Here is an 11,777-nt window from a genome sequence, read left to right as displayed (position 1 = left end):
AGTGGGCAAGAGAACGGAACATCCATGAACGCGATTTCCAGACCGGATGTCATCGTTGTCGGCAGTGGTGTCGGCGGCGGCACCACGGCGCTTCGGCTGGCCGGACATGGCCTGTCGGTGCTGATGCTGGAGCGCGGCGACTATTTGCCCAAGGAGGCCGACAACTGGAGCCCGCAAGCGGTCTATATCGACCGCAAATACACGGCCCGCGAAACCTGGCTCGATGGCGACGACAGGCCGTTCCATCCGTCCGTCTTCTACAATGTCGGCGGCGCCACCAAGTTCTTCGGCTGCACCATGATCCGCTTCCGGGAACGAGATTTTGGCGATCTCGAGCATCATGACGGGCTGTCGCCGGCATGGCCGATCTCCTATTCCGATCTGGAGCCCTGGTACGACGAGGCCGAGCGCCTGTTCCACACGATGGGCACCGAAGGCATCGACCCGACAGAGGCGACGCGCGCCAACCCGTTTCCTTACCCCGGTGTGCGCTCCGATCCGCCGATGGAAGTGCTTTGCGCCCGGCTGCGCGGGCAAGGGCTGCACCCGTTTCCGCAGCAGGCCGCCATCCACATGCCGCCTCGGGGCAATTGCGTGCGCTGCGGCACCTGCGACGGCTATCCCTGCAAGATCGGCGCCAAGGCAGATGCGGAGCGCAGCGTCGTAGCGCCGGCGCTGGCGAGCGGCCGGGTGACCTTGCGCACTGGGACAGTCGCCAGGCGGGTGCTGCTGTCGCCGGACGGCGGAGAGGTGACTGGCATAGAGGTGGAGCAGGGCGGTCATCTCGAGGTGCTGACCGCCGGCATCTATGTGCTTGCCGCCAGTGCCATCAATTCGGCCGCCATCCTGCTGCGCTCTGCGACCGACCAGGCGCCGCAGGGTGCCGCCAACAGTTCGGACGTCGTCGGCCGGCACTATATGGCGCACAACAACACGGCGATGATGGCGATCTCGGCGCGCCGCAACCCAACCGTTTTCCAGAAGACCGTCACCATCAATGATTTCTATTTCGGCGACGACGATTTCCGCTATCCGATGGGCTGCATCATGTCGCTCGGCAAGCTGAAGCCGGGCATGATGACGGCTGCCAATCCGCTGGTGCCGAAGCTGGTCAACAGGATGCTGTCGGACCGCAGCTATGACTGGTGGATCATGTCGGAGGACCTTCCCGATGCGCGCAACCGGGTGTCGATCTCCGGCGGCACGATCAAGATGGATGTGCGCCGCAACAATCTGAGGGCGCACACCGAACTGACCAGGCGCGCCGCCCGCGCCATGCTCCGCGCCGGACTGCCGTTGACCCTGACCAAGCTGATGCCGGTGGCGACGACCTCGCATCAGTGCGGCACCGTGCGCTTCGGCAGCGATCCGGCCAAGGCCGCACTCGACCCCTATTGCAGGGCGTTCGACCACAAGAACCTGTTCGTCGTCGATGCCTCGTTCTTTCCATCCTCGGCGGCAGTCAATCCGGCGCTGACCATCGCCGCCCAGGCGCTGCGCGTCTCCGACCATATCGCGGCGACCGACTTCGGCATTGCGACCGCCAATCCACTGGGGAAAACCCACCATGTCTGAAGCCGTCAACAGCACGCTGATGCCGTTCTCGAACGTCGCCCATCTGCCGCTGAGGGAGAAATTCGAGGCGGCCCGCATTGCTGGCTGCAATGCGCTGTCGCTGATGCCCTATGAGGTCGAGCAGATGGCGGCGGCGGGCATTCCGGCCAAGGAGGTGCGCCGGCGCGCCGACGATGCCGGAATGCGCATCCTGCGGCTCGATCCGCTCAACACCTGGTCGCGGGTCTGGCTGCCCGACAATATGGACGATGCCTATATCGCCACCGTCGACACGCCGCGCGAGCGGGTCTTCGCACTGTGCGCCGAGCTTGGCTGCCGCTCGATCAGCCTCAATGCGACGTTCCCGCTGGGCTCGATGCCGATGGAGGCGATCATCGAGGATTATGCGGCGATCTGCGAAGCCTCGGCCCGGTTCGACCTCGATTGCTCGCTGGAGTTCATTCCGCTGTGGGGTGTGCCGACCCTCGACATGGCCTGGCAGATCGTGCAGGGCGCCGGCGCAAGCAATGGCGGGCTGGTCTTCGACACCTGGCATTTCGTGCGCGGGAAATCCGACCTAGCCGATCTCAGAGCCATACCGGGCGACAAGATCCACTGTGTGCAGCTGAATGACGGGCCGCTGGAACTGCCGGCCGGCGTGACGATCAAGGATGATTGCTACGACCGCAAGTTTCCCGGCGACGGTCAGTTCCCCAATGTCGAGATCGTTCGCATCCTGGCTCGGACCGGCGGCCTCAACCAGGTCGGCGCGGAAGTGTTCTCACCAATGCTGAAGGACATGAGTGCCAGGCAGGTGGGCGAGATTTCGCGCGCTTCCGTGGACGACGTGTTGAGATTGGCTGCGGACTTATAAGCAAGGATGGGGCAGGGTGCTTTGCCTGGAAGGAGGTGGGCGTGTCCGATCTAATCCACTATGCCAGACGATGAAATCGTGCGCGAAAGCAACGGCGCTCAATCCCAGCGCCTTGATGCCGTCGGTGTCGCGAGCAAAGCCGTCGACCAGCGCGCCATGCGCGCCGAGGATCTTCGCACTGGTCGACATAAGCTCGCCCCACAGCGCGTAGCGCGGCGAAGCGCCACTGGCCACGTAGATTTCGCCGGGCTTCAGATCATCCAGCGCTTCGAACATCAGCCCGAACGGCTTGGTCATCAGCGGATTGCGGGTCGGTTCGTTGGACAGAAAGATGTCGGATTCGAGCACCGGCATGGCAGACCCTCGTGGCCGAGAGCGAACACAACCTTCTCACAATTACAACAAAGAACCCGGCCGCTTGCTCCGTGCTTGCCGAAGAATTGTTCGTGAAGTCACCCATAACTCCAGGGTATGGATCACTCCACTTTATTTGCACTCATCTTGGCGACCACCGTCATCTAAGGTGACCCTAATAATAAGGGAACTGCCTGGATCAAGCCCGCTGGGTCGGGCCGAACGAACCAGCGTCGCGCGCTATTGTCGACCTGATTTGATTGCGTCGAACAACCCGCCGTGAGCCAAGGTATATGTCTTCTAGGTAGCACGTGGCTTCCGGACGTAGGAATCCGATGGGCGGAGCTGGCTACTGTGTCCAGGGCGAAGGACCAAATATGACGGATCGGGGATACGAGAAGTCTGTGGCAGCTGCAAGAGGCGTGCGTCTAGTCGAGGAGCCTGCCATCGCCGGCGCGCCGAAGCGCCCGTTGATCCAGCTTGACAACCTTAGTAAGCGCTATGGCGGCCATACAGTCCTCGACAGCATTGATCTCGAGGTTATGTCGGGGGAGGTCGTTGCCATTATTGGGCCGAGCGGCTCTGGCAAGAGCACACTGCTCCGTTGCATCAACTATCTTGAACCGCCGGATGGCGGCTTTGTCACCATCGGCGACATCACCCTCAGCGCCGCGATGCCAGCTTCTTCGACCGAGCTCGCGAGGTTGCGCCGCTCCGTTGGTATGGTGTTCCAGTCATTCAATCTCTTTCCCCATATGACGGTGCTCAGAAACATCAGCCTCGCGCAGGAGCGAGTGCTCGGGCGTAGCCGCAAGGAAGCTGAAGAGCGCTCGATGCAGCTGCTGAAACGCGTTGGACTTGGGGACAAAGCCGGGCAATATCCCGCCCGCTGCTCCGGCGGCCAGCAGCAGCGTGTCGCGATCGCCAGATCGCTGGCACTCGACCCTCAAGTTATGCTCTTCGACGAACCGACGTCGGCGCTCGACCCGGAACTTGGTCTCGAAGTGCTGGCGGTCATGCGCGAGCTTGCCGAGACCGGCATGACGATGATCGTTGTCACTCACGAGATGAGCTTTGCTGAAAACGTGTCCGACACGGTTATGATCATGGCCGATGGCAGGATCGTCGAAAAAGGTCCCTCCACTGAGGTCATGCGCAATCCGCAGCACGAGCGCACGAAACGGTTCCTTCGTGCGGTTCACGACCGATGAGTGCCGCCGACCTGTTGCCGATCCTGCGCGGTTTGCCCTGGACGCTCGGCCTGACCCTTGGGGCCTTCCTGATCGGCGCGCTTCTCGGAATGCCGCTTCTCGCCGCCCGCCAGAGCCGCTCGGTACCACTGCGGGGGCTTTCAATGACAATCATCCAGATCGTGCGTGGCATCCCGCCAATCCTGTGGCTGTTTATCGTCTTCTTCGGCCTTGGAACGGGCTATCTTCCGATCAGCCCATTCGGCGCGGCAGTCGCCAGCCTCGGCCTGATCTCTGCCGCCAACATGGCGGAAATCTATCGTGGAGCGCTTGCCTCAATCCATCCTGGCCAATGGGAAGCCTCTTCCGCCCTCAATCTCGGACGCTGGTCTACTCTCGTCGATATCGTCGCGCCACAGACGTTTCGCGTCGCACTCCCCTCCGCGGCGAGCTACCTTATTGGCCTGATGAAAGAAACCGCGGTCGCCTCCACCATCGGCGTCACCGAACTCACCTTTTACGGCAATCAGCAGTCGCAGCTGACTTTCCGCGGTCTGGAAGTCTTCGCCGTGGTCGGTCTGATCTATGTGCTGATCAGTCTGCCGGTCGCATGGCTTTCCCGTATTGCTGACAGCTATCTGCAGGCGAAGGTGGCCCGCTGATGTTCCCGTCCTCCGATGAACTTGCGGCTTGGATGCCGGACCTGCTTGCCGGCCTGTCGATAAGCCTGCAAGTCACGACCTTCAGCCTGTTGTTCGGCATTCCCTTTGGGCTCTTGCTCGCCCTTGGCGTACTGGCGAAGAGGAAGTCCGTGAAAGCTGCTTCGCTGTTCCTCGTGGAGGTCGGCCGCGGCGCACCGGCGCTTGTGTTGCTGCAGTTCATCTACTTTGGATTGCCATCCGCCGGCCTGGCGCTGGAATCCTTTGCGGCTGCTGTCATAGCGCTCACCTGGAACACCGGCGCCTATACCAGCGAGATCATCCGCGCCAGCCTGCAGTCCATCCCGGACGGCCAGCGCGAGGCCGCGCTGTCGATCGGCCTCAATCGGCTCGACACGCTGCGGTACGTCTTGTTGCCGCAAGGCTTGCGCGTCGCGCTTCCCGCACTCCTTGGTTTCTCCATCTTGATCTTTCAGGGGACGTCGCTCTGCTTCACGATTGCTCTGCCGGAGCTCGTCAGCCGCGCCTACGAAATTGGATCGAACACATTCCGCTACTTTCCGGTGCTGCTCACAGCCGGCGCCCTCTACGCCTTCATCTCCATCCCCGCCGCCCTGATCGTCAGCTATCTCGAAAGGCGGGCGGGTATGCTCTTCGCTAGATCTTCACAAGGAAAGGATCCTACCAGCATGGCCTACTCACTGAAGAACGCAGTCCGCCTTTTTCTCACCGGCATCACAGGTACCCTTGCCTTCGGCCAGGCAGCCTTCGCTCAGGACTGCACGCCAAAGCACAAGTTCGCGACGGTTTCCACAGGCTCATTGACCGTTGCCGTCACCACCCTGGTTCCCCACTCCTACCTCGAAGCGAATGGCAATTTGAAGGGTATTGATGGCGATATCGCCAACGAGTTCGCCAAGCGGGAGTGCCTGACCGTCAAGGCGATTGCTGTCGATCCGGCGGCCGCCATTCAATACGTCCTTTCAGGACAGGCCGACATTACTGTCGGTGATTGGTATCGCACCGCTGAGCGCGCAAAAGTCATGAACCTCTCTGGTCCTCTCTATACCGATCAGATGGGCATCTATTCGAAAGAGGGCCTGACGAAGCTTGCCGATCTGGGCGAAAAGCGTGTCGGTACCGTGCAGGGCTACCTCTGGGTCAGCGACCTGAAGGCGATGCTCGGCTCCAAGCTCAAGCTCTATCCGAACTCGGTGAACTTGCAGCAGGACCTCCTGTCAGGCCGCATCGACGTTGCCTTCGATGGCTACTCGACCGGTGTCGTCGCGCAAAAGAGCGGCGCTCTGAAGAATATCCAGGTCAAGGTCACAGTTCCGGACGAACGCGTGAAGGCGACGAAAGAGGCAGCTCAGGCGGCTTTCCCCTATGCTTCCGCCGCCAAGGATTTCGGTGCCGCGCTCGACGCTGACATCGAAGCCATGCATGCCGACGGAACGATCGTGACGATTATCAAGTCCTATGGCCTGGACGGTACGGCTGCCGACACGGGTGCGCCGCGTCTCATCCACTGAGAAATAAATCTGGGTCAAATCTTCCGCCCCGCTTTTGGCGGGGCGGAAAACTCGAAACAAGAAGAATTGCGGAGACAAAACGATGGCTGTCCACTCAGTCACTCGCAAGACCCAGTCGTGGTATGGTGAATCGATCGGCATTCTAATTCTTGATGCTGCCTATCCATGCGTACCAGGCAATGTTGGCAACGCGACGACCTATCAATTTCCGGTCCGCTACCAGGAAGTGCGAGGCGCCACAAGCGAGCGGCTCATAAACCAGCGCGACCCCGCGCTGTGCGAGGTTTTCGTGGAGGCTGCCCTGGAATTGCAGAGCCGTGGTGTCAAAGCGATCACCGGCGCGTGTGGGTTCATGGCATACTTCCAGAGGGAAGTGGCCGCTGCCGTCGACATTCCGGTTTTTCTCTCAAGCATCATGCAGGTTCCCTTCATGCACGCGTTCTCTGGCGGCACCGTCGGCATTATCGCCGCCAATGGAGCTTGTCTGACGCCCCATCATTTCGAGTCATGCAACGTGCCGGGCAACATCCCGATAGCGGTTGCCGGCATGGAAGCGCAGACCGAATTCCGTGAGGCGATCCTTGATGAGAAAGGCACGCTCGATTCCGCCGCGATCGAACGCGAGGTCACCGAAGTGGCCCGCAAGCTCGTGAAGGACAACCCCGATGTTCGCTCGATCCTGCTCGAATGCAGCGATCTGCCCCCCTACGCTCACGCGGTTCAGGCGGCAACCGGGCGCCCGGTCTTCGATTTCATCACCATGATCAACCACGTGCAGCAGAGTGTCACCCGCAAGGCCTACTCCGGCCACATGTAAGAACAAGCAAGATCGGCCGGACGCCAAACAGGAAGGCCATCCATGTCTGCTGATCACTACTATCTCCTCGGCCGTTCGGGCTTGCGGGTGAGCCGTATCGCGCTTGGAACGATGACCTTCGGCAATGGCGGCATACGCGGTCTCGGCGGCTCCTGGGGGTCCGATGAGACCGCCGCACGCGCGATCTTCGATCGATACCTCGATTGCGGCGGCAATTTCATCGACACAGCCGATTCCTACGCAGCAGGCATGAGCGAAACGCTGGTCGGCAAATTCGTGAGCGAAGCAGCTGCGCGCGATCGCGTGGTCATCACCACCAAGTTCTCGAACTGCCTTGAACCAGGCAACCCGAACGCAGGTGGCAACGGCCGCAAGAACCTGATGCGCGCCGTCGATGCCTCGCTGCGCCGATTGAAGACCGACTATATCGACCTGTTTCTCCTGCACACTTGGGATCGTATGACTCCGGTCGAGGAAGTCATGCGGTCCTTCGACGATCTGGTACGGGCCGGCAAGATCCGCTACGCCGGGCTCTCCGACGTGCCGGGCTGGTATGCGGCGCGCGCCCAGACCTGGGCGGAAGCACATGCTCTGACGCCGCTGATCAGCTTACAACTTCCCTATTCACTTGCGGAGCGTAGCATGGAGAACGAGTTCGTGCCGCTAGCGCAGGCGCTGGGCCTTGGCATCACCGCCTGGAGCCCGCTCGCCATGGGTCTGCTTTCCGGCAAGTATCATACTGGCCGGCAGACTCCCGGGCGTCTTGCCCTCGATGCCTCCGGCAACGGTCTTGGCTTCTTTACCGAACGCAACGTTCGGATCGTGGAAGTCCTCAAACAGGTCTCGACTGAAATAGGCCGTAGCATGGCACAGGTGGCACTGAACTGGGTGGTCGCCCGTCCGGGTATAGGTGCCGCCATTATCGGAGCAAGCCGTATCGGGCAGCTTGACGACAACCTATCATCGCTCGACTTTGAGATCCCCGAACCGTTGCGCAAGCAACTCGACGCGGCCAGTGCCGTCGAGCCTGTCTATCCCTATTCGCTTTTCGCCGATGACTATCAGGCAGGCATCCTCAACGCCGGCGCGTCAGTCGGCGACAAGCCCCGCAGCTATTACAGCGAGACCTTTCTGCCGAAGGTTTCCGACTATGTGATCGGTCGGCCGAAGAGTTGACCGGTTCGGCAAATAAGCTAGGTGGCAATCAAGGCGTCGGCATCCTGCTCAAGAAGCCAATCACGGAACAGCTCCGCGCCCCGCTTCGGGGGACGCTGTGCCGGCATGACGATATGGATGCTTTGGCCGGACCGATAGTTCAAGCGAATTGGGCAAACAAGCCGCCCCGCCCGGATATGGTCGTGCACCAGATGCTTCCACCCAAGTGCGACCCCCTGTCCAAGCACAGCTGCCTCAATTGTGCTCAGGGCGTCAGTGAAGACGAAGCCCTGCGTTAGCCTGGTGACGGGGACATCGTTGCGCTCCAACCATTCCCGCCAGCCCATACGTGAACGGTGGCGCTCCTCGCAATGCAGCAGCGCGTGATTGACGAGTTCGACCGGCAGATGGATCGGTCCATGCTCCTTGAGATAAGCCGGGCTACATACCGGCCCTACCTCTTCAGTTGCAAAATGCCAGGCATGGACCCCTGGCCATTTGCCAGTGCCAAGCCGCGCCGACAGATCAATATCCTCCTCCATGAGGTCCTGATCGTCGCGACCGCTTTCCTCGATGCGAAGGGCGACATCCGGATATTGCGCCTTGAAATCATTCAATCGTGGCAGCAGCCATAGCTGCACGAAAGAAGCGGAGAAAGAAACGCGGACGATATCCTTCGAATGCTTCTGCCTGAGCGCTGAGATCACCATGTGCAGGTGGTCGAACGCCTCCTGCGTTTCCTTATAGAGCCGCCGGCCTTCGGCAGTGAGTTCCAGGCGTGCATGCTCGCGCCGGAAAAGCTTCAGTCCAGTTGCATCCTCCAAGAGCCGAATCGTCTTGCTTACAGCAGGCTGACTTATGTTCAACTCTTCGGCGGCCGCCGTAAAACTCTGCCGTCGGGCGGCGGCTTCGAACACGAAAAGATAGTTGGCCGAAGGCACGAGGGACCGAAGTCGATGCATAAATCCAGGTTATGCCTCGGGGCATTTTTTAGCAAGATCACAAGCACCGTCGGGCTTTGTAAGGTGACAGGAATTTCACAAAGAGGATACTCTTCTCATGCAAAGTCATGCTCGAGCCGTAGTTGTCGGCGGCGGCTGCGTAGGCGCGGCCATTCTCTACGGTCTGACAAAACGCGGCTGGACGGACGTCGCGCTGCTGGAGCGCACGCAACTGACGGCCGGCTCCACCTGGCACGCCGCCGGTCTTATCCCGTCCTACGCGCGCAGCATCAACATCGGCCGGATGATCAAGAAGACAATCGAGATCTACGAGGACCTCGAAGCGGAGACTGGCCAGCATGTCGGCTGGCACAAATGCGGTCAGCTGCGCATTGCCAACACGCGTGACCGGTTCGACGAGTACAAGAGCTACATGAGCGTCGCCGAGGTTCAAGGGATCCGCGCTGAACTCATATCGCCTGCCGAAGCGCGTGCACTCTGGCCGCTGCTTGAAAACAACAAGACAATGCTCGGCGCCCTCTATCATCCCGATGACGGCCATATCGCACCAGCCGACGTGACACAGGCCCTGGCCAAGGGCGCGCGTGATCGTGGCGCCAAGATCTACACGAACACCGAGGTCCGAAGCTTCGAGCGCATGTCGAATGGCGAGTGGAAAATAAAAACCAGTCAGGGGGAGATCGTCTGCGAGCACGTCATTTCGGCCACAGGCAACTATGCTCGCCAGACGGGTGCGATGCTTGGTCTCGAAATTCCGGCGATCCCGATCGTGCATCAGTATTGGATCACGGACGCGGTTCCGGAGGTCGTCGAACGCAAGCGTCAGGGATTGCCGGAAATGCCGATCCTGCGCGACGAGGGCTTTGAAGGCTATTTGCGCGAGGAGGGCGACGGGCTGATGTTCGGTCCCTATGAAAAGACCGAGCATCTGAAGTTGTTTGCCGAGAACGGCGTGCCGGAGTGGTTTGGTGCCGATCTCCTCGAGGAAGATTTCGATGCGGTCGCATGGAACTGGGAAAGGGCGATGGACCTGGTCCCTGCGCTGGGCCGTGTTGGCCTCAAAGCCAATGTGCGTGGCCCTTTTCAGATGACCGCCGACGAACTGCCGCTGGTCGGTCCTGCCTGGGGTCTCGAAAATGTCTGGATTGCCGAAGGCGTGCCCGGCGGCATCCTGTGGGGCGGAGCGATCGGCTATTATCTTTCCGAGCGCATCGTGGAGGGCGCTAACAGTCTTGACACATCCGAGATCGACTCGCGTCGCTTCGGCGACTACGCCAACAAAAACTGGACGCGCGAGAAGGTCCGTGAGGCTTGGGGTACCCATGCCGAGCTGCATTATCCCGGTCAGGATATGCCTGCTGCCCGGCCCCAGAAGACCGCGCCGTCCTATGACAGGCTTTCCGAGCGCGGCGCCATCTGGGGTGTTCTCAACGGTTGGGAAATGCCGAACTGGTTCGCGCCCAAAGGCGTCGAAGCCAAGGACCAGTACAGCTGGCGCTGGACTGAGAAGGGCAAATACATCGGCGAGGAGGTTCATGCGGTCCGCAACGCCGTCGGCCTTGTAGAAATGACGCCGATGACCAAATTCGAGGTCAGTGGCCCTGGTGCCGAGGCTTGGCTGGACTGGGTTCTTGCAAATCGACTGCCAAAGACTGGCCGTGTCAACCTCAGCCATCATCTGACACCGAAAGGCGGCGTCCAGGCCGAGTACGTAGTTGCCCGTCTCGAGACAGGAACCTTCTATCTCATCTCTACGCCGCGGGCGGAACGCTGGAATTTCGACGACCTTTCGAAACTACTGCCGAAAGACGGCAGCGTCCATCTCCGCAACGTCACCAATGACCGGGGCTGCTTTACCATCGTAGGCCCGAAGGCGCGCGACGTGCTGCAACCGTTGACGGAGATCGATCTTTCGAATGACGCGTTCCCATGGTTCGGCGTGAAATCGGGCACGGTTGGGCTCGCCAGCGACGTTCGAATGCTCCGCGTCAATTACGAAGGTGAGCTCGGCTGGGAACTCTACCATCCACTCTGCTACCAGAGGCATCTGCTGGATGCGCTGCTCGCATCGGGGGAATCACATGGCCTTCGCCTGATCGGCATGCATGCGCTGGAATCATTGCGCCTCGAAAAATCCTATCGGGCAATGTATCGTGACATGAACCCGGAGCTTTCCGCTTGGGAAAGCAACCTCGACCGCTTCATCCGACTCGACAAGGGTAATTTCATCGGTAGCGATGCCCTTGTTAAGGAGAAGGAAAGGGGGATCGCTCGCCGCTCGGTCACGCTTTCGATCGACACCGACGAAGCAAGCTCGCTGATTCACGAGGGTGTCTACCACCAGGGCAGCCTCGTCGGTCGCATCACCTCGGGCACTTACTCCTACACACTGGGTTACGACGTAGCCATCGCCCTTCTTCCAACCGACCTTGCCGTTCCCGGCACTGAACTCGTAGTGCCGATCCTTGGCGAGCGTCGCAGGGCGCGCGTGATCACGGAGTCGCCCTACGACCCGGAAGCCAAGCGCGCCCGCATGTGATCGTGCAGGTGTTGGAAAGTCACCGAAACTCCCGAAAGGATGAGCTATGAAGATCCTTGTGCCCGTGAAGCGGGTTGTGGATGCGAACGTCAAGGTTCGCGTGAAGGCTGATGGTTCGGCGGTGGAGCTCGCCAACGTCAA

10 protein-coding genes are annotated in these 11,777 nt (G+C 60.5%); 8 read left to right on the top strand and 2 right to left on the bottom strand.

All coding sequences use genetic code 11. The annotated features are described in order from the left end of the window. Positions 1–24 precede the first annotated feature (24 nt). Positions 25–1,575, top strand: coding sequence for a GMC oxidoreductase (locus C8D77_RS26910; RefSeq protein WP_109669862.1), 1,551 nt, complete (start codon positions 25–27; stop codon positions 1,573–1,575). Next, positions 1,568–2,428: a sugar phosphate isomerase/epimerase family protein gene (locus C8D77_RS26905; protein WP_109669860.1), complete on the top strand. Its 861-nt coding sequence runs from the start codon at positions 1,568–1,570 to the stop codon at positions 2,426–2,428. Before C8D77_RS26910 ends, C8D77_RS26905 begins: the two co-directional genes overlap by 8 nt. Here C8D77_RS26905 and C8D77_RS26900 read toward each other — a convergent pair. Continuing rightward, a complete protein-coding gene (locus C8D77_RS26900) occupies positions 2,423–2,782 on the bottom strand; it encodes an RraA family protein (RefSeq protein WP_245951883.1) in 360 nt (119 codons plus the stop codon). The genes C8D77_RS26905 and C8D77_RS26900 overlap by 6 nt on opposite strands. A 377-nt stretch (positions 2,783–3,159) precedes the next feature. Here C8D77_RS26900 and C8D77_RS26895 point away from each other — a divergent pair, with 377 nt between their 5' ends. From C8D77_RS26895 to C8D77_RS26870, 5 genes are all read left to right on the top strand, one after another. Then, entirely contained in the window at positions 3,160–3,993 is an 834-nt protein-coding gene (locus C8D77_RS26895) for an amino acid ABC transporter ATP-binding protein (protein WP_109670181.1), read from the top strand. Next, positions 3,990–4,634, top strand: a complete 645-nt coding sequence (locus tag C8D77_RS26890) for an amino acid ABC transporter permease (protein ID WP_109669857.1) — start codon at positions 3,990–3,992, stop codon at positions 4,632–4,634. The genes C8D77_RS26895 and C8D77_RS26890 overlap by 4 nt, the downstream gene beginning before the upstream one ends. After that, positions 4,634–6,163 carry an ABC transporter permease subunit gene (locus C8D77_RS38415; RefSeq protein ID WP_245951882.1) on the top strand — a complete coding sequence of 510 codons (1,530 nt, stop codon included), beginning with the start codon at positions 4,634–4,636 and terminating at the stop codon, positions 6,161–6,163. The genes C8D77_RS26890 and C8D77_RS38415 overlap by 1 nt, the downstream gene beginning before the upstream one ends. 82 nt (positions 6,164–6,245) lie before the next feature. Next, positions 6,246–6,980: an aspartate/glutamate racemase family protein gene (locus C8D77_RS26875; RefSeq protein ID WP_109669855.1), complete on the top strand. Its 735-nt coding sequence runs from the start codon at positions 6,246–6,248 to the stop codon at positions 6,978–6,980. Between the two features lie 42 nt (positions 6,981–7,022). Next, a complete protein-coding gene (locus tag C8D77_RS26870) occupies positions 7,023–8,156 on the top strand; it encodes an aldo/keto reductase (protein ID WP_109669853.1) in 1,134 nt (377 codons plus the stop codon). Between the two features lie 17 nt (positions 8,157–8,173). Here C8D77_RS26870 and C8D77_RS26865 read toward each other — a convergent pair whose 3' ends face one another. After that, positions 8,174–9,052: a LysR substrate-binding domain-containing protein gene (locus C8D77_RS26865; protein ID WP_245468837.1), complete on the bottom strand. Its 879-nt coding sequence runs from the start codon at positions 9,050–9,052 to the stop codon at positions 8,174–8,176. A 142-nt stretch (positions 9,053–9,194) separates the two neighbouring features. Here C8D77_RS26865 and C8D77_RS26860 point away from each other — a divergent pair, with 142 nt between their 5' ends. Next, positions 9,195–11,636, top strand: a complete 2,442-nt coding sequence (locus C8D77_RS26860) for a GcvT family protein (protein ID WP_109669848.1) — start codon at positions 9,195–9,197, stop codon at positions 11,634–11,636. Positions 11,637–11,777: the final 141 nt, after the last annotated feature.

Origin of the sequence: Mesorhizobium loti (genome assembly GCF_003148495.1) — a bacterium.
GTDB classification, from domain to species: domain Bacteria; phylum Pseudomonadota; class Alphaproteobacteria; order Rhizobiales; family Rhizobiaceae; genus Mesorhizobium; species Mesorhizobium loti.
The sequence above is the reverse complement of the archived record's forward strand: the minus strand, read 5'-3'. Positions and strand labels throughout refer to the sequence as shown.